This is a genomic window from Streptomyces sp. NBC_00178 (genome assembly GCF_036206005.1).
Lineage (GTDB): Bacteria > Actinomycetota > Actinomycetes > Streptomycetales > Streptomycetaceae > Streptomyces.
On sequence record NZ_CP108143.1, the window covers coordinates 2,775,757 to 2,802,458 of the forward strand.

The following is a 26,702-nucleotide window of genomic DNA, read 5'->3' on the forward strand; positions in this document are numbered from 1 at the left end:
ATGACGAACATGGCCATCGCCGCACACGGGTTGCACAAGTCCTACGGCGACAAGACCGTCCTGGACGGCATCGACCTGGCGGTACCCGAGGGCACCGTCTTCGCCCTCCTCGGTCCGAACGGGGCCGGCAAGACCACCGCCGTCAAGATCCTCTCGACCCTCGTCTCCGCCGACGCCGGCGAACTGCGCGTCGCGGGCCACGACCTGGCCTCCGACCCGCAGGCGGTGCGTGCGGCGATCGGGGTGACCGGTCAGTTCTCCGCCGTCGACGGGCTCATCACCGGCGAGGAGAACATGCTCCTCATGGCCGACCTGCACCACCTGCCCAAGGCCGAAGGACGCCGCGTCGCCACCGAACTCCTCGAACGCTTCGACCTCACCGACGCCGCGAAGAAACCCGCCTCCACCTACTCCGGCGGCATGAAACGACGCCTCGACATCGCCATGACCCTCGTCGGCAGCCCCCGCGTCATCTTCCTCGACGAACCCACCACCGGCCTCGACCCCCGCAGCCGCCACACCATGTGGCAGATCATCCGACACCTCGTCACCGACGGCGTCACCGTCCTGCTCACCACCCAGTACCTCCAGGAAGCCGACGAACTCGCCGACCGCATCGCCGTACTCCACAACGGCACCATCGCCGCCGAAGGCACCCCCGCCGAACTCAAACGCCTCATCCCCGGCGGCCACGTCCGACTCCGCTTCACCGACCCCACCACCTACCGGACCGCCGTCACCACCCTCACCCCCACCACCCACGACGACGAAGCCCTCACCCTCACCCTCCCCTCGAACGGCACCCAGCACGACCTGCGCACCATCCTCGACCGCCTCGACACCCACCACATCCACGCCGACGAACTCACCGTCCACACCCCCGACCTCGACGACGTCTTCTTCGCCCTCACCACCCCCACCCTCCCCACACAGACCAACCCCCACCAGGCCGACCAGCCCAACGCGACCAAGGAGAACGCCCGATGAGCAGCCTCACCCTCGCCGCCCGCGACTCGGCCACCATGCTGCGCCGCAACCTCCTCCACGCCCGGCGCTACCCGTCGCTCACCCTGAACCTGCTGCTCACCCCGATCATGCTGCTCCTGCTCTTCGTGTACGTCTTCGGCGACACCATGAGCGCGGGCATCGGCGGCGGCGGGCGGAGCGCCTACATCGCGTACATCGTCCCGGGGCTGCTCCTGATGACCATCGGCTCCACCGTGGTCGGGGCCGCGGTGTCCGTCTGCACCGACATGGCCGAGGGCCTCATGGCCCGCTTCCGCACCATGGCGATCCACCGCGGCTCCGTGATCATCGGGCACGTCGTCGGCAGCGTCCTCCAGTCGCTCGTCAGTGTGTTGCTCGTCGGTGCCGTCGGCGTGGCCATCGGCTTCAGATCCACCGACGCCACCGCCCTGGAGTGGCTCGCGGCCTTCGGGCTCCTCGCCCTGTTCGCCCTGGCCCTGACCTGGATCGCGGTGGGGATGGGCATGGCCAGCCCGAACGCGGAGGCCGCCGGCAACAGCGCGATGCCGCTGATCCTGCTGCCGCTCATCTCCAGCGCCTTCGTCCCGCTGGACTCCATGCCCGGCTGGTTCCAGCCGATCGCGGAGTACCAGCCCTTCACCCCCGCGATCGAGACCCTGCGCGGGCTGCTCCTCGGCACGGAGATCGGCGACAACGGGTGGATCGCCGTCGCCTGGTGCCTGGGCCTCACGGTCCTGGGCTACCGCTGGTCGAAGGCGCAGTTCGACCGCGACCCCAAGTAGGCGGCATGAGCACGCGGGCCTCCGCCCCCGCACCGGTCCACCCGAAGGCGGCGTACGCCGGCACCACCACGGCCCGCGCCGCCGGCCCTCCTCGCAACCGCCTCACCACCGGGCCTCCGCCCGGCGCACCACGCACCGCCCGGACAGCCACCAGGCCTGCCGGCCGAGGTCCCGCACGACGGGGCACTCGGCCGGCGGGCCTATTTCTTCGCCCCGGCCAGTCCCCGTGCGTACTCGGGCCACCAGTCCCCCGCCTTCGGGCCGCCCCGGCACTCGCCGTCCGACTCGCCGGGCCGCTTGATCCACAGGTAGGCGTCGACCAGTTCGTCGCCCGTCTCCGTCGTCGGCGGCTCGCCGAGGGCGCGGCCCGGCGGGTTGCACCAGCTCTCCGCGGGATCGCCGCCCTCGTACGGTCCGTTGCCGTTGCGGCTGGTGTCGATCACGAAGGGCTTGCCGCCGACCTTCGCCGACAGCCGCTTGCCGAAGTCCGTGCTCTCGGCCGTCGTACGGAAGTTGGACACGTTCACCGCGAACCCGTCCGCCGCCTCGATCCCGGCCCGTCGCAGCGGTTCGAACAGCGCGTCGGGCTCCTGCCATCCGGCGTTGCCCGCGTCGACGTACACCGTGGTGCCGGGCTGCCGCTTCAGGCGGTCCACCGCGTCCTTGAGCAGGCCGTAGCGCTCCGCGTGGTACTTCCGCGGCGTGCAGCCGTCGGCCAGGTGCAGTACGGCGTCCGGTTCCAGGACCACGGTGGCGCGGCGGTCGCCGATGCCGTCCGCGACACCGTCCAGCCAGGTGCGGTAGGCGTCGGCGTCTGCGGCCCCGCCCTTCGAGAACTGGCCGCAGTCCCGGTGCGGGATGTTGTAGAGGACGAGGACCGCCTCCCGGCCGGCCCGCTCGGCCGCCTCGGTGAGCTTCCGCGCGGCTGCGCGCGGGTCGTCCGGTCCGAGCCATTCGGCGACGGGCTGCTCGGCGATCCGACGCATCAGCGCGGCGTCGCCCCGCGCGCCGTCCTTCGCGTAGGCGGCGGCCTGACGTGCGGCGTTGCCTTCGGGGTTGACCCAGTACGGGGCGCCCTTCCCGGGCAGCTGTCCGCCGGAGGCCACCGGGGGCCCGGCCGCGCCATCGGGCGAGGAACACCCGGCCAGCAGCAGGACGGCCCCGATCCCGGCTGCGGCGCCCCACCGCAGACCGGCACAACTGCCGTACATGCACTCCCCCTTGAGCCGCCGCACTGCCCGTCCGTGCCATCCAAGCACAGCGTTCCGGGCGCCGGACGCTCCCGCCCGGATCCGGACAACCTGCCAGAAAAACGCTGGGCCGCGCGGGGCGGTCGGCCTACAGTGTCGGCACGAACGGCCCCGGCCTCCCACGCCGCGCCCGGGTCACTCCCGCGGCCCGGACCGCGTGGTGGAGGACCGGCCCGGCCGGCTGCTCCGAGGAGGAGCGGGCTCCGGCCGGGCCAGGTCGTTCCCGGACGTGTCAGACGCGGCTCTTCCCGCCGCCGCTCTTCTCGTCCGTCAGGTAGGCGGAGACGACGACGTTGGCCGTGTACGCGTGGGCCTCGCGGTCGTATGTCCCGCCGCAGGTGATCAGCCGGAGTTCGGCCCGCCCGTCCTCCCGCGGTCCGTACGCCTTCTGCGCGTCGAAGCGTTCCCGGGTGAAGACCTGGACGTCGTCGATGGTGAACTCGGCGACCTTGCCGTCGGACCGGCTCACCCGGACCTTCTCGCCGGGCCGGGCCGCGCTGAGTCCGTAGAAGACGGCGGGCTTCGTCTCGGTGTCCACGTGCCCGACGAAGATCGCGGCACCCTCGGTGCCGGGTTCGGTGCCGTCGGCGTACCAGCCGACGGCCTTCGGCGTCGCGTACGGCGGTGGCTCGATCGCGCCTTCGCCGTCCAGCCCGCGCCGCACGATGCCCGCGTCGATCCCGATGGAGGGGATCTCGACCCGTTGCGGCGCGGCCCCGTCGAGGGGGTCGTGGGCGGGGGGCAGCGGGACGCCCAGGGGGCGTCCGACCGCGGCGACGTCACCGGTCGTGGGGGCCGAGTTCCCGGCGGTGGCCGCGCGGCCCCACAGCCACAGTCCCAGCAGGAGCACCGCCCACGCGACACCGGTGAGCAGGCGTCCCGTGCCGGCGGGGCGTTCCGTGGCGGTCATGTCAGTGCTGGGCCGTGCGGCGGCGGCGCGTGCTGCGGAACGCGACGGCGACGGCGGCGACGGCGCCGAGTCCGAGGCCGATCACCGCGTGCCGGGTGCCCGGGCCCTCGGAGCCGGCCTTCTCGGCGAGTGCGGCGGTGCCTCCGCCGCCGGCCCGGACGGGGGCGACGGGCGAGGGGCGGCCGTGGTGCACGACGGTGACCGTGCCGGTGGCCTTGCCGTGGCCGTCCTTGCAGGTCACCCAGATCTCGTAGTCGTCGGGAGCCGCGTCGCGGCGGATCCGGGCCGTCGCGGAGAGGCCCTTCCCGCCGGCCGGGGCGAAGTGCGCCTCGGAGGCGAACGCCTCGGAGTTGCCCCGGGCCGACCTGCCCTTGCCGCAGACGTCGACCCAGAGCTCCACCTCCCCGCCCGGGGAGACGCGGGACGGGTCGACGGAGACCGTCCCGGAGCGCTTTTCGTCCCTGGAGTCGTCGGCTTTCGACTCCGCCAGGGCGGCGGACGCGGGAAGGGCTATCGTCGCGGCCGCGACGGCGGCACAGAACGTGAGGGGCAGTGAACGCATCGTAAACCTCCTGCTGGAAGGTTCACGCGTGGGGCGGCGTCCCGCATCCGCAGTCGGCCGGTCGGGTTACGGCAGCGGGAGGTCCACCAGGTCGACGAGGTCGGCGATCGAGTCGACGACCGTGGAGGGCCGGAAGGGGTAACGGTCCATGTCCGTCTCGGTGGTGAGCCCGGTGAGGACGAGGAAGGTCTGCATCCCGGCCTCCAGTCCGGCGAGCACGTCGGTGTCCATCCGGTCGCCGATCATGGCCGAGGTCTCGGAGTGCGCGCCGATGGCGTTGAGGCCGGTGCGCATCATCAGCGGGTTGGGCTTGCCCGCGAAGTACGGCGCCTTGCCCGTGGCCTTGGTGATCAGGGCGGCGACCGAGCCGGTGGCGGGGAGCGGGCCCTCGGCGGACGGGCCGGTCTCGTCCGGGTTGGTGCAGATGAAGCGGGCGCCGCCGTTGATCAGCCGGATCGCCTTGGTGAGCGCCTCGAAGCTGTAGGTGCGGGTCTCGCCGAGGACGACGTAGTCGGGTTCGTGGTCGGTGAGGACGTAGCCGATGTCGTGGAGCGCGGTGGTGAGACCGGCCTCGCCGATGACGTACGCCGTGCCGCGCGGCCGCTGGTCGTCCAGAAACTGGGCGGTCGCCAGGGCGGAGGTCCAGATGTTCTCCACGGGCACGTCGAGGCCCATGCGCTTGAGCCGGGCGTGCAGGTCGCGCGCGGTGTAGATGGAGTTGTTCGTGAGGACGAGGAAGGGCAGACCGGAATCCCGCAGCCGCTTGATGAAGGCGTCGGCCCCGGGGATCGGCGTGCCCTCGTGGATGAGGACACCGTCCATGTCGGTCAGCCAGGATTCGATCGGCTTGCGCTCTGCCATGTGACGGGCTCCTGCCGTAGGCGCTGTGCGCTCGGGTGCTGGACGCCGGCGGCACCGCGCTGTGCAGCGCCGACGCCCCGATTTTAGGCTGCCCGCTCCGCCGGAAGGAACCGTTTGATCAGGGGGGACCTCCGGTACGGATCAGCGGCGGACCGTCCGCAGCCGTCGTGCGAGGACCATGGCGGCGCCTCCCGCGAGGACGAGCGCCCCGGCGGCGAGTCCGGCCGGGAGCGCTCGCGTCCGGCCGGTGCGGGCGAGTTCGGGCTGCCCGTCGCCCGTCCCGTCGCGCAGGCCCTGGGTGTCGGCGGGCGCCTCGGTGCCGCTGTCGACGACGGCGAAGGTGTAGGCCGCCGACTCCCCCACCCACTCGCCGTCGCCCGCCTCGCCCTCGGCTCCCGGGTCGTCCTGGGCGGTACGGCGCTGGACGATGGCCGCGTGGGCCGTGACCTTGCCCGGCGAAGTGTCCGAGGTGAAGGCCATGCGCACCTCGACGGTGACCGTCTTCCTGGCCGGGACGGTGAAGCCGGGGAAGTCGTCGCCCTGCTCCCCTCCGCCGAAGACGCCGATCTGTTCGTCGCGTTCGGTGGACTCCCAGCTCACCCGGTGTTCCTCGTCGGGGTGGGCGCGCTCGGTGAACTCCAGCTGGATCTGTTCGGCTGTCAGCTTGCGGTCCTCGTCGGTGAGCACCAGGACCGGGTGGATGGAGTGGCAGGCCTCTGCCGTGGTGTTGGTCAGGTCGAGGTACCAGGTGCCGTAGCCGCCACCGGATGCGTAGGTGTCGGGACCGCCGTGGATGCGGGTCTCGATGGGGAAGTCCTGTGCGGCCGGGTCGCCGCACCCGGGCAGCTCCGGCCCCGCGGCCACGGCGCCGGTCGCGGCCGGGGCCGTGACCGGGATGGCGATGGCGGCCGGTACGCCGAGGAGGCCGGCCGGGACGACGAGGCCCGCGGCCAGTCCGAGCCGGGTGAGGGCGCGGCCGTCGCGCAGTCGTGCGGGTGGTCTGGTGGGCATAGGGGGTCACCCTTTGCTGCTCGCGAACGGTCGGGGGCGGGGGCCCCGGCCGTGGCGGCGGCGCTGCCGTGCGCGGCCGGACGCCGGGACCGTCGCCCGCGTGTCGGTGCCCGACGCTGCCACGGGACTGCGGGAAGAACCACCCGCGGGCGGCGTGCACCGCCCGTTCGGGCGTCGGAATCCGCCCGACCGGCCGTGTGAAGGCCCGCCTCCACTCCGGGTCAGGCGGGTGCGCCGCCGTCCTCCCCGGCCCGGCCGAAGAGGGGGGCGAGGACCAGGTGCGCCGCCCCCTCGGCGACCGGGCGGTCGCCGCCGCCGGCCACGGTGACGGGTACGGAGGTGCCCGTGCCCTCGCGCCGGGCGCGCTCCTCGATGACCGCGCGGACCCCGTTCACATAGGCGTCCTCGTCCTCGGCGACCGTACGTCCGCCGAGGACGACCCGGTCGATGTCCAGGAGGCCGACGAGGTTGGCGGCTCCCGCGCCCAGGACCCGGGCCGCTTCGACGACGTCCCCGCGGGCCGCGGCGGCGAGGCAGAGCGCTTCGATGCAGCCGCGCCCTCCGCAGTCGCACGGCGGGCCGTCCAGCTGCAGGGTCTGGTGGCCGAACTCGCCCGCGCCGGTGCGCGCTCCGCGGTGCACGCTCCCGCCGAGGACGAGCCCGGCGCCGAGCCCGGTGCCCAGGTGGAGGTAGGCGAAGTCGGCGTCGGCGGGTTCGCGCAGGGCGAGGCCGAGCGCGGCGGCGTTGGTGTCCTTGTCGACGACGACGGGCAGGCCCGTCGCCTCGGCGAGTGCGTCGCGAAGCGGGTATCCGTCCCACCGGGGGAAGCCGGTGACCCGGTGCAGCACACCCTCGCGGTGGTCCAGCGGGCCGGGGAGCGCCGCGCCCACGCCGAAGACGCGGCGGTCCTCGGTCCGGGGGACGTCCGCACGTACCGTCTGCACCGCGTGGGCCGCCGTCGCCAGGACCTCGGCGGCCGGGGCTCCCAGGTCGAGCGGGAAGGTGCGGGTCGCGACCGGCGTGCCGGCGAGATCGGCCAGGACGGCGGTGAGTTCGTCGCGGTCCAGGTGGAGTCCGACCGCGTATCCGGCGTCCGGGACGAGCCGCAGCACGGTGCGGGGCTTGCCGCCGGTGGAGGCGAGGCGGCCGGCTTCCGCGGCGAGGCCCTCGGTCCGCAGCCTGGCGGTGATCTTGCTGACGGCCTGCGGGGTGAGTCCGGTGCGCTCGGCGAGTTCCAGCCTGCTGATGCCCTGCTCACCGGCCGTGCGCAGCAGGTCGAGCACGAGCGAGGCGTTGTGGTGGCGCAGGGCCGGAAGATTCGCCCCGCCGCTCCTGCTGCTGCTCCTGTTCACCGCACCATTGTGCCTATCGCTTGCACTTTGGCAACAGCGTTGCTTAAGTGGTTCGCATGACTGCCCACGCTCCTCTCCAAGTCGGGCTCGTCGGCTACGGCCTGGCGGGTTCCGTCTTCCACGCCCCGCTGGTCTCCGCGACCGAGGGCCTCGTCCTCGACACGGTCGTCACCTCCAGCGAGGAACGCCGGGCCCAGGCCCGCGCCGAGTTCCCCGACGTGCGCTTCGCGGCCTCGCCCGACGAGCTGTGGCCGCGCGCGGACGAGCTGGACCTGATCGTGATCGCGTCGCCGAACAAGACCCACGTGCCGCTCGCGCGGGCGGCGCTGGAGGCGGGCCTGGCCGTGGTCGTGGACAAGCCGATCGCCGGCACCGCCGCCGAGGCCCGCGAGCTGGCCGCGCTCGCCGAGGAGCGGGGGCTCCTGCTCTCGGTCTTCCAGAACCGCCGCTGGGACAACGACTTCCTTACGCTGGCGGCACTGATCGAGGAGGGCGAGCTCGGCGAGGTCCAGCGCTTCGAGTCCCGTTTCGAGCGGTGGCGTCCGCAGCTGAAGGGCGGCTGGCGCGAATCGGGCGATCCCGAGGAGATCGGCGGACTGCTCTACGACCTGGGCAGCCACATCGCCGACCAGGCCCTGACCCTGTTCGGCCCCGCGGTCCAGGTGTACGCGGAGTCCGACGTGCGCCGCCCGGGCGCCGCCGCCGACGACGACACGTTCATCGCGATCACCCACGCGAACGGCGTCCGCTCGCACCTGTACGCGAGCGCCACCACCGCCCAGCTCGGCCCGCGCTTCCGGGTGCTCGGCTCGAAGGCGGGTTACGTGAAGTACGGCCTGGACCCGCAGGAGGCGGCCCTGCGCGAGGGGCAGCGCCCGCGCGCCGGGGCGCCGTGGGGCGAGGAGCCGGCGGAGCTGTGGGGCCGGGTCGGGTCGGGCGAGTCCCCGCTGACCGGCGGCGGCGATCCCGTCCGCACCCTGCCGGGCGACTACCCCGCCTACTACGCCGCGGTCGCCGCCGCCCTGCGCGGCGAGGGCGAGAACCCCGTGACGGCGCTCCAGGCCGCGGCCACGCTGGAGGTCCTGGAGGCCGCGCGGCGCTCCACGCGCGAGGGCACGTCCGTCACACTCACCCCCCACCACGACGAGGAGCGGCACGCGTGAACACCGGTGCTCCGACCATTTCCGAGCTGATCGCGCAGGAGCGCCGCCTGACGCTTCCGAGCTTCGGCTACGACGACGCGTACGCGCTGGGCGGCCTGCTGGTCACCCTGGCCCGCGAGCGGCACGCCCCCGTGGCCATCGACATCCGGCGCGGCGGCCAGCAGCTGTTCCACGCGGCGCTGCCCGGTTCGAGCGCGGACAACGACGCCTGGATCGACCGCAAGCGCAGGGTGGTGGAGCGGTACGGCGAGAGCTCCTACCTCGTCGGCACGCGCTTCCGCGCCAAGGGCACCACCTTCGAGGACTCCTCCCGGCTCGACCCGGACGTCTTCGCCGCGCACGGCGGTTCGTTCCCGATCGCGGTGGAGGGCGCGGGCGTGATCGGCGCGGTCACGGTCTCGGGCCTCCCGCAGGCCGAGGACCACGCGCTGGTGGTGGAGGCGCTGGAGCGCTTCACGGCACGGCCCCGGGACTGAGGGGTCCCCGTACACGAGACGGCCGCCGGGATCTCCCGGCGGCCGTTCGCGGTCCGGCCCGTCGTACAGGTCCGGTGGGTATCAAGGCCCCTCGTACGGCGGCCGTTCGCGGTCCGGCCCGTCGTGCGGGTCCGGTGGGGTCTCAGGCGTCCTTGAGTTCCTGGCGCTGGCGCCCCAGACCCTCGACCTCCAGCTCCACCACGTCCCCGGCCCGGAGGTAGGGCTTGGGCTCGGGCCGGCCCATGGCCACTCCGGCCGGGGTTCCGGTGTTGATGACGTCACCGGGGTAGAGCGTCATGAAGTGGCTGAGGTAGCGGACGACCTCGCCGACCGGGAAGATCTGCTCGGCCGTCGTGCCGTCCTGCTCGAGTTCCCCGTTGACCCACAGTTTCAGGGGCAGCGCCTGCGGGTCGGCCACCTCGTCCGCCGTGACGAGCCAGGGGCCCAGCGGGTTGAACGTCTCGCAGTTCTTGCCCTTGTCCCAGGTGCCGCCGCGCTCGATCTGGAACTCCCGCTCGGAGACGTCGTGCGACGTCGCGTATCCGGCGATGTGCCCGAGCGCCTCATCGGCGGACTCCAGGTAGCGGGCGGTGCGGCCGATCACGATCGCGAGCTCGACCTCCCAGTCGGTCTTCCGGCTGCCGCGCGGCACGAGCACGGTGTCGTCGGGGCCCACCACCGTGTCCGGTGCCTTGAAGAACAGGATCGGCTCGTCCGGGATGGCCGCGCCGGTCTCGGCCGCGTGGTCGTGGTAGTTCAGCCCGATGCACACGATCTTGCCGATGCGGCCGAGCGGCGGACCGATCCGCAGCCCCTCGGCGTCCAGCGCCGGCAGCGTCTCGGGCGTGCGGGCCGCCTCCCGCACCCGGGCCAGGGCCTGCGCGTCGGCGAGCAGCCCGCCGTCGATGTCGGTGACGAGGGCCGAGAGGTCGCGCAGGGTCCCGTCACGGTCAAGCAGCGCGGGGCGCTCGGCGCCCGCCGTACCCACTCGAAGCAGCTTCAACGGTCCATCTCCCCTTGGTCGAGGTCGAGCCCGCCGATGGGTTGCGGCCAGCGAGGGCTTGGCTGATCCTCCAAGACATCGGATCACCCCGCAAGACCCCGTTCACACACTGGACCCGCTCTGTCAGACGGCGGGGGCGAGCGCGGCCTCCTTCACGGGGACGTCGCGGTAGAGGTAGGCCCTCTCGAGGGCGGTCCAGGTGGTGCTGGTGACGATGTACAGCGCGGCGGCGAGCGGCACGAAGGCCACCGAGAAGAGCGTCAGGAACGACATCAGCGGCATCACCTTCGTCATCGCGCCCATGCCGGGGACGGGCTGTCCGTCCGGGCCGGTGGCCGGGGTGACCGGGCTGGCCGCCATCTGCCGCTTGGTCCGGCCGTAGTTGAAGGTGGCGACGGCCGCGACGATCGCGAAGAGCGCGAGGTAGACCAGTCCCTGTCCGCCGAAGGGTCCGCCGTGCGCGAGGGCGTCGTGCCAGCGCTCCCCGAGGGGGGCGCCGAGGAGTTCGTGGCCGAGCAGCGAGTTGGGATCGCCGCCGATCCTCTGGCTGGAGAAGACGTGGTAGAGCAGGAAGAACGCGGGCATCTGGAGCAGGCTCGGCAGGCAGCCGGAGAGCGGGGAGACCTTCTCCTTCGCGTGGAGCTCCATGAGCGCCTTCTGCATCTTGTCGGGGCTCTTGGCGTGCTTCTTGCGCAGTTCGGCGATCTGCGGCTGGAGCTTCGTGCGGGCCTTCTGGCCGCGCGCCGCCGCCCGCGACAGGGGGTGGACGGCGAGCCGTACCAGTGCGGTGAACAGGATGATCGCCGCGGCCGTCGACGCGTGGTGGAAGAGCGGCTGGAGCAGGTCGGCGAATCCGCCGACCAGGCTCGCGAAAGCGGACATGAATGCGGACATGGGTGAGCCCTCCGGGGGGTCTCGTCGTGCCGGGATGACTGGAACTCGGCAGGACGGAACCGCGCAGAAGGGGGTGAAGGGTGCTCTACGCGGCCGTCGGGAGGGCGGCCCCGGGCGCTCGGGGCCTGCGACGCCCTCGGGCGTCGGGATCCCGTTGCGGCAGGAACGCGGTGCGCTTCTCACGGTCGCGCATGGCCGTACGCACCCTCGTGCGGGGCACGGGGCAGGCGCAGCGGGCGCTGATGACGGAGCAGACGAGGAGCGCCGAGCCGGCGGCCGCGGTGGCGGCGAGCGCGACGGCGGCGGAGAGGCTGCCACCGTCGGCGAGCACGACCTCGGCGACGAACAGGACCAGGAAGGCGGCGGGGCGGAGCAGGCGGGCGATCCCGCGGCGCACACGGTTCGTGTCGTCGCTCATCGTCCCTCCCTTCCCCTTCGCGGCCGTCGGTGTCCTCCAGCCGTTATACACGATCGGTGTCCAGCGGCTGAAGCAGTCGCCGGGGGGTGAGCAGGGCCCTGCCGACGTGGTCGTCCGGGCCGGGATCGAGTCCGGGACCCGGCCGCATCTCCACGTCCTCGGGCGCCACCTCGACTCCGCAGGCCGGGCACTGGCCGTACGCGCCGAGCAGCGTCCCGCACGCGGCGTGGTGGAAGTAACGCATGGGCAGCGTGTCCTCGAAGTGCTCGCGGCCCCAGAGGCCGAGGGAGCGCAGGGTGGGCCAGAGCGCCTTGCCGCGGTCGGTGAGGACGTACTCCTCGCGCGGCGGCGACTCCTGGTAGCGGCGCTTCGCCAGGACGCCGGCCTCGGTGAGCGCCTGGAGGCGGGCGGCGAGGACGGCGCGCGGGATGCCGAGGTGACTCAGGAAGTCGTTGTAGCGGCGTACGCCGTAGAAGGCGTCGCGCACGACGAGGAGCGTCCAGCGCTCGCCGACCACCTCGAGCGCGCGGGCGATGGAGCACTGCTGTGCGACGTAGTCCTTGCCGAGGGCCATGCGACCACTCTACCCAGTGGGTTCATTCAACGAACCTTGTCGTGCTAGCGTCACGCCCCAGTTGGTTCATTCATCGAACCCAGGCCGTGGTCCTGCTTGCCAGGCGGGCCGTTCCCGGAGGGACGTCATGACCCAGCAGTCCGCACAGGCAGGCACCGCAGCCGCCTCCCGGCCGGCCCGCCCACCGCACCGGCCCGGCGCGACCCTCGCGGTCACCAGCGCCGCCACGACCGTCGCCCTGATGAACTACACCGCGCCGATGGCGGCGCTCCCCGCCCTCTCCACCGCCTTCTCCACCCCGCCGGCCGCCCAGGCCTGGCTCCTCAACGGGGCCCCGCTCGGCCTCGCCGTCGTCCTCCTCGTCGCGGGCAGCCTCGCCGACGACTTCGGGCGGCGCCGGATCTTCCTCATCGGCACCCTGGGCCTCGGCGTCACCGCGGGACTCGGGGCCCTGACCACGGACACCCTCGGGTTCACCCTCGCCCGGGCGGGCCAGGGCGCGGCGAGCGCGGCGATCCTGGCCACCAGCCTCGGCCTGCTGGTCGGCGCGTATCCGGTCGGCCCCGCGAGGATCAGGGCGATGGGCGTCTGGGGCGCCTTCGTCAGCGCCGGCATCGCCCTCGGCCCGCTGCTGGCGAGCTCGCTCGGCACCGTCGACTGGCGCCTGACCTACCTCGCCCTGGGGGCCGGCGCCCTCGTCACCGCGGCCTTCGCCCTGCGTACGCTCGCGGAGTCCCGCGCCCCGCGCACCGGCCGACCCGACCTCGCGGGCGCCGCCGCGCTCGGACTGGCGATGACCGCGCTGCTGACCGCGCTCACGCTGGGCCGGGACGGCTGGCTGCGCGCACCCGTGGGCCTCCTGCTGCTCGCGACGGTGGCCCTGACCGGGGTGTTCGCGGCGGTGGAGCGCCGGGCGGCGGCCCCGCTCATCGACCTGGGGCTGTTCCGCAGCCGCGCCTTCCTCGCGGCGACGGCGGGCGGCCTGTTCACGGGGCTCGCGGTGATCGGCCTGTTCAGCTTCCTGCCCACCCTCCTCCAGCACTCGCTCGCCCTCTCCGCGCTCGACTCGGCCTGGCTGTTCCTGCTCTGGTCGGGCACGTCGTTCGCCGTCGCGCTCCAGGCCCGGCGTCTGGCCGGCCGGGTGGCGGCACGCCACCAGCTCGCGGCCGGCTTCGCGCTCCACGCGGTGGCGGTCCTGCCGATCCTCGGAACCCTGACGGGCGCACCGGGCGGGGCGTCCGCCTCGGTGTGGCTGCGTCTCGTGCCGGCCCTGGTCGTCGCGGGCGCGGGCAGTGGCCTGATCAACGCGGCACTGCCCCGGCTCGCCGTCGGGTCCGTGCCCCCGGACCGGGCGGCCATGGGCTCGGGCGCCAACAACACGGCCCGCTACCTCGGCTCCTCGGCCGGCGTCGCCGTGACGATCGCCGTGGCGCCCACCGCCGCGGGGGCGGACGGCGCGGTCCTGCTGTCGGCCGGCCTGGCGGTGGTGGCCGTGGCGGCCGTCCTGTTCCTGCGGGAGCGCTGACCGCGTCCGCCCGGTCCGGGGCGCGGCAGCGGACGGGGGCGGGCGGCACCGGCCAGGGAGGGCGCACCGGGCGTTCCCCCGGCGGCCGTCCGGCCTTCACCACCACTCCAGCACGCTCCCTCTCATCCCGCCCCCGTCCCGCAGTACCGTGTGGTCCATGCGCCCCGACACGCCTGCCGACCACACCACCGAAGCCGAGCGCCTGCTGCGCACCGCGGCGCAGTACCCCGAGGACCACGAACCGCTGTTCCTCCAGGCGGCGGCCCATCTGGAGCTCGCCGGGGACCGCGCCCGCGCGACCACCCTCTACGACGAACTGCTCGGATCGCCCGACATCCCCGTCGAGCAGCCGCACCTGGTGAAAGCCCTCAAGGCGGCCAACCTCTGGGAGTACGGCCACGAGGCCGAGGCCCGCGCGATCATCGACGGCATCCGCGCGGCCGGCCCGCTCGACGCGGCCCCGTGGGAGATCGCCGCGGAGACCCTCGAAGCGCACGACGAGCTGGAGTCCGCCCACGACTTCTTCTCGACGGCACTGACCCTGCTGATCGCCCCCGGCGAGGAAGTCCCGTACGCGACCCAGTCGTTGCTCATCGGACGGCACCGGGTACGCAGGCTGATGGGCGTCGGCCACGACGCCTGGGACGAGCTGGCCGACACCCTGCACACGGCGGCCGTGCCGCTGGACGAGCTGCACGACCCGAAGCGCCTGTGGGCCCTCGGCTCGTCGGACCCGGGTGAGCTCCAGGCGGAGATCAACCGGCTCCGTGCCGAACTGGGCACCTACCGCACGGCGTTGTCCCGCCCCTTCCCCGTCGCCGTACTGCGCTGGCCCGGCGACGAGCTGCGCGAACTCCTGGCGGCCTACCCGGAGCTCGGCCAGGAGTACCTCTCGCACGAGGACCATCTCGCGCGCCTGGAAGCCGCGTTGCGCGATCTGCACGCGGCGGGCACGCCGAACCTGGGCATCGTCACGGGCACGGTCCCCTCGTACGAGGCGTTCGCCGCGTCGGAGGCCGCCTCGCCCTCCGACCCGGACCTCCTCCCCCAGTACGCCACGACGCTGGCGGCCCGGGGCCGCGCCGTCCCGTGGCCCCCGGCGCGCAGCGCGGCCTGCTGGTGCGGCGCGGAGCGCACGTACCGGGAGTGCCACGGGGCGGGATGAGCCGCCGGGGTGCGCCCGGCACGTCCGGGCGCACCCCGTTCCGCCCGGCGCCCGGCACCGGTGGCGTCCGCCGCCGATGAGTTCCGGGGCCGCCCGCAGTCTTGAGGGGTGTGCGCGGTACGGCGTACGAGCACCACACGACGGCGGACACGACGGACGGGACGACGGCATGACCGACGCAGTGAAGGGCCCCGCGAGCTACTTCCCCTCGATCGAGAAGAAGTACGGCCGCCCGGTCACGGAGTGGAAGGAGCTCATCCGCTCCTCGCCCCTGACCAGGCACATGGAGATCGTCTCCTGGCTGAAGACCGAGCACGGCCTGGGGCACGGCCACGCCAACGCCCTGGTCGCGCACACCCTCGCCGAGGACAGGGCCGCGTAGGGCGCGTCCGGGGGCGGGGGCGCCGTCAGACCCCGCTCCCCCGGAGCGTCTGCTCGGACCAGACGGTCTTGCCGTCGGGGGCGTAGCGGGTGCCCCAGAGCGAGGCGAGGTGGGACATGATGAAGAGCCCCCGGCCGCCCTCGTCGACGGCGCCCGCGTACTTCATGTAGGGGGCGGTGGTGCTGCCGTCCCTGATCTCGCAGATCAGTCCCCGGTCGAGGATCAGCCGCAGGACCACCGGCGGGGTGCCGTAGCGCACGGCGTTCGTGACGAGTTCGCTGACGATCAGCTCGGTCGCGTCCCCGGTGTCGTCCTCGATGTGCCACTCGGCGAGCGTCTTGGACGTGAGGCGGCGCGCGGTGGCCGGGGCGGTCCTGTCGTAGGGCAGTTCCCATGCGGCGTAGCGCTCCGGGGGCATGGCGTGGGTCCGGGCCAGGAGCAGCGCGGCGCCCCGTAGCTCGGCGGTGTCCGGCAGGGAGCGGGCGACCGCGTCGCACAGGTCGCGCATCGGACGGTCCGTGGGCATCAGGGCCTGGCGCAGCGCACCGGAGGACGGCTGGGAGTAGCTCCGCAGCGCGTTGGTGTGCAGGGCGAGCAGGCTGCCTTCCGGGAGCGTGACGGAGACCGCGGCGACCGGGGCGCGGTCCATCGCTCCGAGCGGCGGACCGACGGGCAGGCCCACCACGAAGGCCGCCCCGTCCGGTTCGACGACGAGCGGCGCGGGGTGGCCGGCGGACGCGACGGTGCACTTCTCGGTGAAGGGGTCGTACACGGCGTAAGCGCAGGTCGCGGCCAGCGGCTCACGGTGCAGCGGGTCGCTCTGCGGCAGGTGGGCGCGCTCCTCGGCCAGCCGTGCGGCGGTGTCGTACAGCCGCGCGAGGAGTTCGTCGGGTTCCAGGTCCAGGGCCGCGAGCGCGTGGACGACGGTGCGCAGCTGCCCCATGGTGGTCGCGGCGTAGATGCCGCGTTCGGCCACCTCCCCGATGACGAGGGCGGTGCGGGCCCCGGACAGTGCGATCGTGTCGAACCAGTTCCCGGCCCCTCCGCCGGGCAGCAGCAGGTGATCGCTCTCGACGGCGGGCTGGGGTGCCGGGCTCTGCGGCAGCAGCCTGCGCTGGAGGGCGCTGGCGATGGTGTACTCGTGCACGTAGCGGCAGGCGTTGTCGATGCCGAGCGCGGCCCGGGACGCCATCGCGAGGGCCGCGGGAAGGTCCTCCTCGGTGTACGGCTCGGAGTCCCCGCACCGGTAGAGCGTCAGCAGCCCCAGTACCGCCCCGCGCACCGTCAGCGGCGCGACGAGGAGGGTGTGGGCCCCCACGCGGCGGATGGAACCGGCCCGCGCGGGGTCGGCGTCGGCCCAGGTGAGGTCGTCCAGGGGCAGGACACGGGCCCGCAGGTCGGAGACGGCCCGCTGGTAGGGCGTGCCGTAGGGCACCGCGCGGATGTCGCCGACGGGATGGGCGGCCTCGTTCTCGCCCTTGTACCCCGCCCGCCTGAGCGGTACGTCGGGGCCGAGGGGCCCGGGCTGCGGCGTCTCGCCGCGCAGGACGTCGTCGACGACCTCGACCACGCCCACGTCGGCGTATCCGGGGACCAGCGCGTTGACGAGATCGCGGCAGGTGGCTTCGACGTCCAGGGTGCGGCCGACGGAGTCGCGGACCGCGATGAGGGCCGCTTCCCGGCCCCGGCGCCGTACCCGTTCGCTGACGTCCACCACGGCGACGGCCGCGCCCAGCACCCTGCCGAGTGCACCACGCGGAGTCTCGTGCCCCTCCTGCAGCCGGAAGGCCGTCAGGGCGAGGGTGCGCGAGCCGCCCGCCACCGCGTCGGGCCGGGTCTGGAAGGGCTGCTCGACACCGGGCACGCCGGTGCGAATGACCTCGCGTACGAAGTCCTCCACCCGGTCCGGTTCCTCGAAGTCGCACACGGAGCGGAACGGCCGGCCGTGCAGCAGTGTGGTGTCCTCGGCCCCGGCGGAGGGGTCGCTGATCCGCAGGACGTCGAGATCGGTGTCGAGCACATGGAGCCGCACACGCGCCTGGGTGAAGACCACGTCGAGCAGCGCCGTCCCGACCGCGTCACCGCCATCGCCCCCGTCGGGCGCGGCCTCCCAGAAGGCCCAGTCGGCACCGGCCAGGGGCTCCAGCCTGAGCCCCGCCGAAACCTCGCCGTCACCGGCCGCACGGCCGCTGTCACCGGCCAGCACATCCATGACGTGCAGTCCGAGCGCGTCGGCGGTGGCGGGACCGAAACGCCGCTCGGCCGCCCGGCTCCACCCGGTGACCACTCCGGCGCCGTCCACGACCATCAGGGGCGCATCAGCCATGAAGCAAGCTCCTTAGCCCCCTCGCGGGGTCCGGGACGGACCTCCGCACTCGACGACCCCTACCGAACCAGCATCGGCCCCCGCTCCGGCGCCCGCTACCGGAGGACGGGGTGGACGGCGGGGCTCCGCCCTCCGGACGGGGGCGACGGCAGCCTAGATTCTGGTCCCGTGGTCAGACTCCAGGAAAAAACGTGTCAACAAACGGCCTCGACAAGGGAATGCACCAATTCGAGACAGCAGACTGACGTTGCGTTGACGCCTACGCTGGGCGATGGCAAGACACCACAACTTGAGCCTACTCACCCCTCAAGGGCTCCACGGGCGGCCGCTCGTCAGAGCCTCCATGGCAGAAGCAACCTCCCGGGAGCGCGCGAGAATGAATTCAGAATAGTCATTCTTACGCAATGGCCCCTCCGGGATTGCGTGCGTCTTAAGTCTGAATACGGTTTCGTCGTCACCCAGACTATTGGCTTCCGCCCGGTCCCTCATGTAAACGAGAGGCTCCTTATCTCGGATTGTTCTATTAGTCTTCCATGTAATAAGGGCACAGTTAAGAGCCAGATTCGCCGCGATTTCAGATCGGACGTTTTTCAGGTACCCATCAGGGAAGATGTGATGATACTCTCGCTGAGTTACATTCAGAACCGAAATGGGCCCACCATCCGCCAAATCAGTCGCTCCACCCTTGAGGCTCACAAGAAGGATGGCGCGCGCGAGCCGGTCCTTCTTCTTGGGCCACCCCGCCTCACGAAGATCCTCTTCACTGGGAAGGTCATACCCAAAAATCGGAGGCGCCGCATCTGTCCGCCCATCACGAATCGCTTTAGTCAGTTCGCGCACGTCCTGAATCACTGCAGTGTGCGCACTGCTCTCGTAGCGCTCCGTAAAAAATCCGCGCCACATGAACTTCCGCAGCAGCGTTCGAGCCTCGCCAAGCCGATCTGGACTTAGCTTCACACCATAGGACCACAAAGCGATCAGAGCCGGAACCACGGTGAAGATGGGAAGTCGCGCCCCATCAAGAACCTTCTCAGCCTCTAGGAACTCGACAGCCTTTTCTGCCCCACCTACAAGTTCAGGCCAGTCTCTCACTACTTCATCCCAGTCCAAGCTCAGAATACTGGGACGATCCGGCGTCTTGTCCTGCATAAGCGCTGCGGTTCTCAACACAATATCCTGAACATCACCATAGCGGGAAAGTCCAGGAACACGCCCATTTAGATTCTCTAGAAGATCATGCAGCGATTCACCTACAGCTTGCTCAATATCAGCGGTGATGATATCGAAGATCGAAAGAGGTGTAGATCCAGTATTAATCCTCGTGAAAACCTCGAGAACCTGAGCGGGACTAGTCGTCGCAGGGAGAGAAAGGAAGGGGATGTTAAACGAAGAGAACCTTGCGCGCCATTCTTGAATCTTCATCAAGTGCTTCACGAACTCTGCGTGATTATCACCAGAAGCGGCTTGGATCCATTCCAGCGCATCCGCGTTCGCCGCCTCTCCCGGCTGGAGCAACTGCACCGGAATCAGTCCGCGCTCAAGCAGCTTCGTCGGATCACCCAACCAAAGGGGATATCGCCTATCGCCCCTCACGCTTACCTTCACCGACTGAACGGCTATGCCCTCATAGTCGGTTTTCTCATTAAAGCTTACAAAAAATGCCCTCTCGGGATAGTCGCCTTGAAGGCTCTTCCAGAGGGCAGTGATCCTTTGCTGTCCGTCAAGGAGCAGCTCGCTAACTTTCCCGCCAGCAGGAGCGCTGTTAATCGGTCGGGGATGAAAAGGAGGGTTTCCCTCCACTTCGAGCACGAACATTGCCCCGATAGGAAGGTCATTCAATACGCTTTCAAGCAAGCTCTGGACTTGTGAATAACTCCAAGCTTCAAACCTTTGAAACCGGGGGAGCTTCACCTGGCCCGACCTGACAGTTGCCAGCCAGTCGCTCAGCTTGCGATTCCTTGCCTCCACAGCCCCTCCACGCACTCTTCAGGCTCGTTGAAACAGCAAGGGATCAAGCTACCCTCTGTTCTCGACGCTCGTCCGCGCATTGGCCATCCAACGGCAGGGCGGTTCGCGGCTGCCTACTGACGCACGGGCTGGCAAGGGCGAGGCGTGCGGTATCGTCGCGCCCTCGTGAAAGAGGGTCACCACAGGGCCTGGGCCAGCCGCTACATGATGCGGCCGCTCAGAGGTGCGCGTCAGCAGCCAGCGCCGTGAACGCTGACCATGCGTGCGGAGAGACCGACAGCGCGGGCCTCTGCGTGTCCTTCGAGTCCCGGATCAGCACGGCCTCGGGGCTGTACGCGATCTCTACGCAGTTGCCGCCGCCACCACCGCTGTAGCTGCTCTTGAACCAGGCAGGTTCGGTGGTCCTCATAGCGCTCCTCGCATCTGCTCCAGCAGACTCGCGGTGGCTTGATGGCTCAGAGCCTGCGAGCGCATCTTGCCATAGCGCTGAAGCATCGCGCTTGCGGCTTTTGGGTCGCTGATCAGCATGCTGTTGTCGTGTGCTTCGACGTATCCCACCCATCGGTTGTCCGTCGTCTCAGCGAGCGAGAGCGGGCCCTCGAAGCCTGAGTGGTCCTCCTGGATCAGCGGCATCGCCTGAATCTCCACATTACGCAGACGGCCTACCGCGAGCAGGTGATCAAAGAGTGTCCGCGTGACCTGGTTGCCTCCCAAGCGCCTTTCCAGCAGCCCTTGTTCGATGATGAAGCCGAACGTCGTGTTCGGCCGCTCCGTCAGGAGTCTCTGCCGCTCCAGTCGGGCGGTGGCCTGATGCTCGAACTGCGCCTCGGCGAGGGGCGGCAGGCGTCGCTCGAAGATCGCGTGGATGTAGGACTCCGGTTGCAGTAGTCCTGGAACGACGCTCGACTCGTACGAGAAGAGCGTGATCGCCTCCTCCTCGATCGCCGCCCACTGCAGGAACCACGACGCCAGCCCCGCCTTACGCGTCAGGCTCTTCGCCGCCGCCTCCAGCACCCGCGCAGCCGTGTCCCCCAGCACGTCCTTCGAGCGGTCCAGCAGGTCCCGCGGCAGGTACCGCTTGCCCTGCTCGATCTTGGCGATGTACGCCGTGGAGTACTGGACCAGCGGCGCGAACTGCTCCTGCGTCAGGCGGGCTTCGTCGCGCAGGGCCTTGAGTACCGCCCCGAACGTTCTCAGGCTGTCGGACAACTCGGGTTCGCCACAGCCTGCGCCGCCCCCGACCCCGCCCCTGAGACCGCCGATGTCCGTCACCATTCGCGCCCGCAACTCCCTGTGCCGCACTGCACTACGCCCGACCGTGCTTCATGGTTACGCAACGTGACTCACCCAGTCCAGCGCGTGAACCAGTACAACGCGATCTGTATCGGTGCCGTGCCTGCCGCCGGGTCCCGCATCTCAGCAGGCTGGATTCCATGCCAGCCCCTCACACCCAAGCGACCGTCACCCCAGGCGTGTTCGCCCAGCGCTTCTCCGCCACCCGGCGCGGGGCACGTCTCGCGCGCCTGCTCGCCGCACTTCAGCTCGTCGAATGGGGGTGTCCGCGCGGTTCGGAGCACTACGACGCGGTCACGATCGTCGTCGCCGAGCTCGCCGCCAACGCCGTGCTGCACGGCCTCGTCCCCGGCCGGGACTTCGCTCTGCTCCTCGCACACGACGACGGCAGGGGCGTCCTCCGTATCGAGGTGTCCGACACCCATCCCTCCCGGCCGAGCCACGTCCTGCCCGCCCTCGACGAGGACCACGGCCGGGGCCTGGTCCTCGTCGACACCCTCGCCGTCCGCTGGGGTGTCCGCGACCGCCTCGGGCCGGGCAAGACGGTCTGGGCGGAGTGTGTGCTGTCCACGAGAGCAGGTACACCGGGCCCGGGCGGCCCGCCGGCTCACGAGTCGGAACCCGGGGAGCCCGAACCTCAGCGGTAGTCCTCGGCGGATCCTTCCCCGCCGCCGTAGAAGACGTCCTCGAAGTACGCCCAGGCGTCCGGCCGGCTGCCGTCCACATCCGTCACCCCGTACACCCGGGCGAGTTCCCCGCTGGAGGTGGACTTGCCGTTCCACCGCTGAGCGCGGTCCGGGTCCGTGGCCAGCGCCACGACCGCCCGGGCCAGGTAGCGCGGGGACTCCGCGATCGCGAACTCGGGCTGCTGCGCAATCGCGTCACGCCAGTTCTCCTCGCTCACACCGAAGTGGGAGAGCATCTGCTCGGAGCGCAGGAAGCCCGGCGAGACCGCGACCGCCGCGCCCCCGTACTCGGCCAGCTCTTGCCCCAGTCCGAATGCGAGGCGGATCGGGGCGTTCTTCGCCAGGTCGTAGTACATGTTCTCCCGATAGCGGCGATTGGAGTGCGCGGTGCCGTCGGTGACCTCCACGTGGAGCGGCGCGTCCGAGCGGATCAGCAGCGGAAGCAGCAGCGCCGCAGTGATCACGTGCGAGCGCGCCCCGAGTTCCAGGATGCGCAGGCCGTCGGCGAGCGGCGTCTCCCAGCTCTTCTTCCCGAACACCGAGGTGGCCATGAGGTGTTCACCGCCCCATAGATCGTTGACGAGGATGTCGAGCCGGCCGCACTCCCGATCGACCCGCTCGGCGAGGGCACGCACCTGGGCTTCGTCGAGATGGTCGGTGGGAACCGCGATCCCGACGCCGCCCGCTGCCGTGACCATCTCGGCGGTCTCCTCGATGGTCTCGGTGGTCCGGCCGACCTCACTGGCCCGAGCCCGGGTGGTGCGGCCGGTCACGTACACGGTGGCACCGGCCCTGCCCAGTTCCACCGCCTGAGCCCGTCCCGCACCGCGGGTAGCGCCGGCCACGAGCACGATCCGTCCCGCGAGTGAACCCGCCGGAGCAGTCTGCGGAGTGTTCCGGGTGGTGATGTTCTGGTTCTCCATGCCATCCATCGTTCCTGCCAAACCCGACAGAACACGTCACCTTTTAGGGGTTCTTTCGGTGGGTCTTTCGGAGGTTCTTCGAAGGCGTCGGACGTATCGGGGTGTGGTGAGGCAGGCCGTGAGGCCGAGAGAAGCGGGCGCCGAGCACCACGGCGGACCGACCACCCAGGTCGGGACCCGCCCCGGCGGGACGCGTGGACGGGCCCGCCCGCCCCGGACGCACGAAATCCCCGGTCCGCAATTGCCGACCGGGGATTTCCTCACGTATATTTGGTGTTTCTGTGCGCCCACAGAAAAGGCCCCACACCGGGGGCCACAAGAATCACCCTATCCGGCAGGGAGCGGTTTTGTCAACTCGCGAAAACGTCGAATTGCAGAAGGAGCAGGAATTCGTCGACCGGCTCTACGACCGTGTCGACGCCCTCCGCGGCGACACCGCGCAGGGCGTCGAGGACGCGCTGACCCCGGTCGGGAACGGCCTCCAGGCCCGCCTGGAGCGGGACGTGATCGTCTCCGAGCGCTCGGGCCTTCTCGCCGCCCTCGACGCGGTGGATGGTTCCCTGTGCTTCGGGCGCATCGATCTTCTCGGCGGGGCCGCGCACCATATCGGCCGTATCGGAATTCGCGAGGACGACACCGAGCACACGCCCCTCCTGATCGACTGGCGCGCACCCGTCGCCCGGCCTTTCTATCTCGCCACCGGACACACGCCGATGGGGCTGCGCCGACGCCGGCACATCACCAGCGAGGGCCGCACGGTGACCGAGCTGCACGACGAGATCCTCGACCTGGGGGACGACGAGCGCAGCGGTTTCGAGGACCCGACCGGTGACGCCGTGCTGCTCGCCGCGCTGAGCTCCGCCCGTACGGGCCGCATGGGCGACATCGTGCGGACCATCCAGGCCGAGCAGGACCGCATCATCCGCGCCCCGCACCGCGGTGTCCTCGTCGTCGAGGGCGGCCCCGGTACGGGCAAGACGGCGGTCGCCCTGCACCGTGCCGCCTTCCTGCTCTACGAGCACCGCGAGCTCCTCGCCAAGCGGGCGGTGCTGGTGGTGGGCCCGAACCCGGCGTTCCTCCGATACATCGGTGAGGTGCTGCCCGCGCTCGGTGAGACCGGTGTCATGCTCGCCACGCAGGCCGAGCTCTTCCCGGGCGTGCACGCCCGGGGCACGGACACCCCGCGTGCGGCGGCCGTCAAGGGCGGGGCGGGGATGGCGGAGGCGCTCGCCCTGGCCGTGCGCGACCGGCAGACGCTGCCCGAGCCCGGCGCCCCGATCGTCGTCCCGCACGACGACGGTGACCTCGTCCTGGACTGGGAGATCGCCTACGAGGCCCGGCAGGCCGCCCGCGACACCCTGCTGCCGCACAACCTCGCCCGCCCCTACTTCGCGTTCCAGATCATCGACGCCCTCACCGCTCAGCTCACCGAGCGCATCGGGGCGGACCCGTACGGCGGGCCCAACTTCCTCGGGGCGGACGACATCGCCCAGCTCGGCAAGGCGGTCGCCGCGAGCGAGCAGGTGCACGCCGCCGTCGCCGATCTGTGGCCGATGCTCACGCCCGAGGAGTTCCTCGCCGACTACCTCGACGAGCCCGTGTACGTACCGGAGGGGGAGGCCGAGGCCATCCGGCGCTCCCCCGGCGGCGAGTGGACGCCGGCCGACGTGCCACTCCTCGACGAGGCCGCCCAACTGCTCGGCTCCGACGACAGCGCCGCGCGCGCCGCGGCGGAGGCGGAACGCCAGGAGCGGGTGGCCTATGCGCAGGGTGTGCTGGAGCTGTCCCGGGGTTCGGAGACGTACGAGTTCGAGGACGAGGAGTCCGAGCGCCTGGCCGCCCACGACATCATCGACGCCGAGCGGATGGCCGAGCGGCAGGAGGAGGCCGATCACCGCAGTGCCGCCGAACGCGCCGCCGCCGACCGGACCTGGGCCTTCGGTCACATCATCGTGGACGAGGCGCAGGAGCTGTCGCCGATGGCGTGGCGGCTGCTGATGCGCCGTTCGCCCACGCGTTCGCTGACGCTGGTCGGCGACCCCGCGCAGACGTCGGAGGAGGCGGGCGTGGGGTCCTGGGAGAAGATCCTGGAACCGTATGTCGGCGACCGCTTCGAGCATGTGCGGCTGCGGGTCAACTACCGTACGCCCGCCGAGATCATGGACCTGGCGGCCAGGGTCGTGCGGGCCGAGGACCCCTCGTTCGAACCGCCGGGGTCGGTGCGTTCGACGGGCGAGAAGCCGTGGACGCGTGAGTCCGGCCCCGATCTGGCGGGTGCGGTGGCGCGTGCCGTCGCCGAGCTGACGCCGGAGGAGGGGCGGCTCGCGGTGATCGCGCCGCGTGCGCTGCACGAGGAGATCGCGGCTCCGCTCGACGGGGTCACCGCCGGGGCGGAACCCGACCTCACCCACCCCGTGGTGCTGCTCGGCCCCCGTGAGGCGAAGGGCCTGGAGTTCGACCACGTGCTGGTGGTCGAGCCCGCGCGGTTCGGGACGAGCGATCTGTACGTGGCGCTGACCCGTGCGACACAGCGCCTCGGCATCGTCCACCGGGAGGGGCTGCCCGACGCGCTGCGCTGACCGGCGTCGGCCACGCGGCGGCCTCGCCGCCCCGGCCCAGCGCCCCCGACGCCCGAGTCCCGAATCCCACGTCCCGACGCCCGAGTCCCGAATCCCACGTCCCGAGGGCACGGGCGCCCGGTTCACACGTTCGAGGGACCCGGAGCTCCTGGTCCGCCCGAAGCCCGAGCTTCGGGACCCGGGCGCCGGGATGCGGGATCCGGGATTCGAGCGCCTTCTTTACCCGGTAGGGAAAAGCAGGTTCAGGAAACCCTCCCGCCCTACCTGACCCGTCACGGCCAGCAAGTATGACTAATCGTGAGCAACTTGCGGCGGAGCGTGGCGACTGCCTACGGTGCGAGAACCAGACGACCCCGACGCGGTGTTAGTAGCACCAGGCCGGGGTCTCACCGCAAGATCGATCACGAAGGCGATCCCGTGGTTACCCAGCACAGTAGCTCCGCCCTGCGCGCCCCCGCATCCTCCAAGCCCTACCCGATGGCCAAGCCCGGCTACGGCAAGCGCGCGGCGCCCGGACAACCTCCCTGCCGCACGGCCGACTTCGCGCTGCTGCCCGAGCGTGAGCGCTACGTCGCCGGTTTCATCGACCGGCTCCCCGACGGCGCCGCGATGGACGTCAAGAGCCTCGCCAAGCAGCTGCCGCTGTACGGCCAGCAGGCCGTGGGCTCCGCCCTGAGGATCGTGGCCTACGCGGGACACCTGCGCCGCGTGAGGTGCCTGGTGCGGGTGATGGGCCAGTTCCGCTGGGTCTTCCGGACGTTCTGGTCGCGCACCGCGCGGGACGACGCGTGGTGGGCCGCAGCAGTCAGGGACCTTCCGGGCGTCATCAGGACCATCATCATCGGCGCCCGGGACACCCGCGGAGGCGTCATCGACGCGCCGTACGCCGGGGCCGTCGAGGCCGTCGAGGGACGTGTCACCGAGGAACGTGTCACCGACAGCCGTGTCGCCGGAGCGCCCGGCGGGAGTGCCGTGGAGCCGTCCGACCGCAGCGCCGTGGAGCCCGCCGACGCACTCGCGCCCGCCGGGGCCCCGGCCCCGGCTCCCGCACCCGCACCCGCACGAGCCGAGGCCCTCGAACCCGCACCGGCCGCGCAGGCCCCGGAACCTCCGTCCGCCGACTCCCCCGTCGGGCATTCCCAGGCCTACCTCGCGCTGGCGAGACTCGGCCGCATCGACTCCCGGCTGACGCTGTCCGCCGCCGACTGCGCCGTCCTCGAAGGCCGGGCAGCCGAATGGCTCGCGCGCGGTGTGAACACCGACTACCTCACGCAGGCCCTCACCGCCGGGCTCCCGCCCCAGGTGGGTTCCCCCGTGGGGTTCGTACGGCGCCGCCTCGCCGACAAGATCCCGCCGCACGTGTCGGCCGACCCGGCTCCGCCCCCACCCGGCGCTCCCGTGCACCGGGCCTTGCGCGAATGCGTCAAATGCGCCGCGCCCGGCCGCCCGGAAGCTCTCCCCGACGGCCTCTGCCGCCCCTGCCGTGTCGCCGCCCAGCCGGGAACAGCACCCGAGCCACCGGCCGGCCTGCCGAGCGAGCGGGACGTGCGCGCCTTCGCCGCCGAACTTCGCGTCCTGCTCAAGTCACCCTGAGGACACGGGCCTTCCGTTC

25 protein-coding genes are annotated in these 26,702 nt (G+C 71.5%); 10 read left to right on the plus strand and 15 right to left on the minus strand.

The features are described 5' to 3' along the window. Nucleotides 1–987, plus strand: coding sequence for an ATP-binding cassette domain-containing protein (locus OHT61_RS11875; RefSeq protein WP_329037618.1), 987 nt, complete (start codon nucleotides 1–3; stop codon nucleotides 985–987). Next, complete coding sequence (locus OHT61_RS11880; RefSeq protein WP_329037619.1) at nucleotides 984–1,769, plus strand: ABC transporter permease; 786 nt, start codon at nucleotides 984–986, stop codon at nucleotides 1,767–1,769. The genes OHT61_RS11875 and OHT61_RS11880 overlap by 4 nt, the downstream gene beginning before the upstream one ends. Nucleotides 1,770–1,969: 200 nt before the next feature. On the opposite strand, the gene OHT61_RS11885 is transcribed toward OHT61_RS11880, so the two are convergent. The 6 genes from OHT61_RS11885 to OHT61_RS11910 all read right to left on the minus strand — a co-directional run bounded on the left by OHT61_RS11885 (nucleotide 1,970) and on the right by OHT61_RS11910 (nucleotide 7,715). Next, nucleotides 1,970–2,980 (minus strand): glycoside hydrolase family 6 protein, encoded by a 1,011-nt coding sequence (locus tag OHT61_RS11885; protein ID WP_329037620.1) that lies wholly within the window; start codon nucleotides 2,978–2,980, stop codon nucleotides 1,970–1,972. A gap of 271 nt (nucleotides 2,981–3,251) precedes the next feature. After that, a complete protein-coding gene (locus tag OHT61_RS11890; protein ID WP_329037623.1) occupies nucleotides 3,252–3,929 on the minus strand; it encodes a class F sortase in 678 nt (225 codons plus the stop codon). Between the two features lies 1 nt (nucleotide 3,930). Then, on the minus strand, nucleotides 3,931–4,491 hold the full coding sequence (locus OHT61_RS11895; RefSeq protein WP_329037624.1) for a hypothetical protein: 561 nt from the start codon (nucleotides 4,489–4,491) through the stop codon (nucleotides 3,931–3,933). A gap of 66 nt (nucleotides 4,492–4,557) precedes the next feature. Continuing rightward, nucleotides 4,558–5,352 (minus strand): HAD-IIA family hydrolase, encoded by a 795-nt coding sequence (locus tag OHT61_RS11900; RefSeq protein ID WP_099172790.1) that lies wholly within the window; start codon nucleotides 5,350–5,352, stop codon nucleotides 4,558–4,560. A gap of 141 nt (nucleotides 5,353–5,493) precedes the next feature. After that, the gene (locus tag OHT61_RS11905) at nucleotides 5,494–6,363 is read right to left on the minus strand and encodes a hypothetical protein (protein ID WP_329037627.1); all 870 of its coding nucleotides are present in this window, start codon (nucleotides 6,361–6,363) and stop codon (nucleotides 5,494–5,496) included. Nucleotides 6,364–6,584: 221 nt separating this feature from the next. Further along, on the minus strand, nucleotides 6,585–7,715 hold the full coding sequence (locus OHT61_RS11910; RefSeq protein WP_329037629.1) for an ROK family transcriptional regulator: 1,131 nt from the start codon (nucleotides 7,713–7,715) through the stop codon (nucleotides 6,585–6,587). 56 nt (nucleotides 7,716–7,771) lie between these two features. Between OHT61_RS11910 and OHT61_RS11915 the strand changes: the two genes are divergently transcribed. Continuing rightward, the gene (locus OHT61_RS11915; RefSeq protein ID WP_329037631.1) at nucleotides 7,772–8,878 is read left to right on the plus strand and encodes a Gfo/Idh/MocA family oxidoreductase; all 1,107 of its coding nucleotides are present in this window, start codon (nucleotides 7,772–7,774) and stop codon (nucleotides 8,876–8,878) included. Next, on the plus strand, nucleotides 8,875–9,354 hold the full coding sequence (locus tag OHT61_RS11920) for a heme-degrading domain-containing protein (protein WP_329037632.1): 480 nt from the start codon (nucleotides 8,875–8,877) through the stop codon (nucleotides 9,352–9,354). Before OHT61_RS11915 ends, OHT61_RS11920 begins: the two co-directional genes overlap by 4 nt. A gap of 142 nt (nucleotides 9,355–9,496) precedes the next feature. On the opposite strand, the gene OHT61_RS11925 is transcribed toward OHT61_RS11920, so the two are convergent. From OHT61_RS11925 to OHT61_RS11940, 4 genes are all read right to left on the minus strand, one after another. After that, the gene (locus OHT61_RS11925) at nucleotides 9,497–10,357 is read right to left on the minus strand and encodes a fumarylacetoacetate hydrolase family protein (RefSeq protein ID WP_329037634.1); all 861 of its coding nucleotides are present in this window, start codon (nucleotides 10,355–10,357) and stop codon (nucleotides 9,497–9,499) included. A gap of 123 nt (nucleotides 10,358–10,480) precedes the next feature. Beyond that, entirely contained in the window at nucleotides 10,481–11,251 is a 771-nt protein-coding gene (locus OHT61_RS11930) for a YidC/Oxa1 family membrane protein insertase (RefSeq protein WP_329037635.1), read from the minus strand. Nucleotides 11,252–11,336: 85 nt separating this feature from the next. After that, nucleotides 11,337–11,669 carry a DUF6412 domain-containing protein gene (locus OHT61_RS11935; RefSeq protein WP_329037636.1) on the minus strand — a complete coding sequence of 111 codons (333 nt, stop codon included), beginning with the start codon at nucleotides 11,667–11,669 and terminating at the stop codon, nucleotides 11,337–11,339. 43 nt (nucleotides 11,670–11,712) lie between these two features. After that, entirely contained in the window at nucleotides 11,713–12,243 is a 531-nt protein-coding gene (locus OHT61_RS11940; protein WP_329037638.1) for a winged helix-turn-helix transcriptional regulator, read from the minus strand. 127 nt (nucleotides 12,244–12,370) lie between these two features. On the opposite strand from OHT61_RS11940, the gene OHT61_RS11945 reads away from it, so the two are divergent. From OHT61_RS11945 to OHT61_RS11955, 3 genes are all read left to right on the plus strand, one after another. Beyond that, complete coding sequence (locus OHT61_RS11945) at nucleotides 12,371–13,768, plus strand: MFS transporter (RefSeq protein WP_329037639.1); 1,398 nt, start codon at nucleotides 12,371–12,373, stop codon at nucleotides 13,766–13,768. A 157-nt stretch (nucleotides 13,769–13,925) separates the two neighbouring features. Then, nucleotides 13,926–14,933: an SEC-C domain-containing protein gene (locus OHT61_RS11950; protein ID WP_329037642.1), complete on the plus strand. Its 1,008-nt coding sequence runs from the start codon at nucleotides 13,926–13,928 to the stop codon at nucleotides 14,931–14,933. 169 nt (nucleotides 14,934–15,102) lie between these two features. Further along, nucleotides 15,103–15,315 carry a DUF4287 domain-containing protein gene (locus tag OHT61_RS11955; RefSeq protein ID WP_329037644.1) on the plus strand — a complete coding sequence of 71 codons (213 nt, stop codon included), beginning with the start codon at nucleotides 15,103–15,105 and terminating at the stop codon, nucleotides 15,313–15,315. A 25-nt stretch (nucleotides 15,316–15,340) separates the two neighbouring features. Here OHT61_RS11955 and OHT61_RS11960 read toward each other — a convergent pair whose 3' ends face one another. From OHT61_RS11960 to OHT61_RS11975, 4 genes are all read right to left on the minus strand, one after another. Beyond that, nucleotides 15,341–17,641, minus strand: coding sequence for a SpoIIE family protein phosphatase (locus OHT61_RS11960; RefSeq protein ID WP_329037645.1), 2,301 nt, complete (start codon nucleotides 17,639–17,641; stop codon nucleotides 15,341–15,343). Between the two features lie 306 nt (nucleotides 17,642–17,947). Beyond that, nucleotides 17,948–19,609 carry a GmrSD restriction endonuclease domain-containing protein gene (locus OHT61_RS11965; RefSeq protein ID WP_329037647.1) on the minus strand — a complete coding sequence of 554 codons (1,662 nt, stop codon included), beginning with the start codon at nucleotides 19,607–19,609 and terminating at the stop codon, nucleotides 17,948–17,950. 217 nt (nucleotides 19,610–19,826) lie between these two features. Further along, the gene (locus OHT61_RS11970; protein WP_329037648.1) at nucleotides 19,827–20,018 is read right to left on the minus strand and encodes a DUF397 domain-containing protein; all 192 of its coding nucleotides are present in this window, start codon (nucleotides 20,016–20,018) and stop codon (nucleotides 19,827–19,829) included. Further along, nucleotides 20,015–20,884 (minus strand): helix-turn-helix domain-containing protein, encoded by an 870-nt coding sequence (locus OHT61_RS11975; RefSeq protein WP_329037650.1) that lies wholly within the window; start codon nucleotides 20,882–20,884, stop codon nucleotides 20,015–20,017. Before OHT61_RS11975 ends, OHT61_RS11970 begins: the two co-directional genes overlap by 4 nt. Nucleotides 20,885–21,042: 158 nt before the next feature. On the opposite strand from OHT61_RS11975, the gene OHT61_RS11980 reads away from it, so the two are divergent. Then, a complete protein-coding gene (locus OHT61_RS11980; RefSeq protein WP_329037651.1) occupies nucleotides 21,043–21,549 on the plus strand; it encodes an ATP-binding protein in 507 nt (168 codons plus the stop codon). On the opposite strand, the gene OHT61_RS11985 is transcribed toward OHT61_RS11980, so the two are convergent. Continuing rightward, nucleotides 21,540–22,511 carry an SDR family oxidoreductase gene (locus tag OHT61_RS11985; protein ID WP_329037653.1) on the minus strand — a complete coding sequence of 324 codons (972 nt, stop codon included), beginning with the start codon at nucleotides 22,509–22,511 and terminating at the stop codon, nucleotides 21,540–21,542. The genes OHT61_RS11980 and OHT61_RS11985 overlap by 10 nt on opposite strands. 371 nt (nucleotides 22,512–22,882) lie before the next feature. Between OHT61_RS11985 and OHT61_RS11990 the strand changes: the two genes are divergently transcribed. Together OHT61_RS11990 and OHT61_RS11995 are read left to right on the plus strand one after the other, a co-directional pair. After that, nucleotides 22,883–25,090, plus strand: a complete 2,208-nt coding sequence (locus tag OHT61_RS11990) for a HelD family protein (RefSeq protein WP_329043211.1) — start codon at nucleotides 22,883–22,885, stop codon at nucleotides 25,088–25,090. A 417-nt stretch (nucleotides 25,091–25,507) separates the two neighbouring features. Next, nucleotides 25,508–26,683: a MarR family transcriptional regulator gene (locus OHT61_RS11995; RefSeq protein ID WP_329037654.1), complete on the plus strand. Its 1,176-nt coding sequence runs from the start codon at nucleotides 25,508–25,510 to the stop codon at nucleotides 26,681–26,683. The last annotated feature ends 19 nt before the right edge of the window (nucleotides 26,684–26,702 follow it).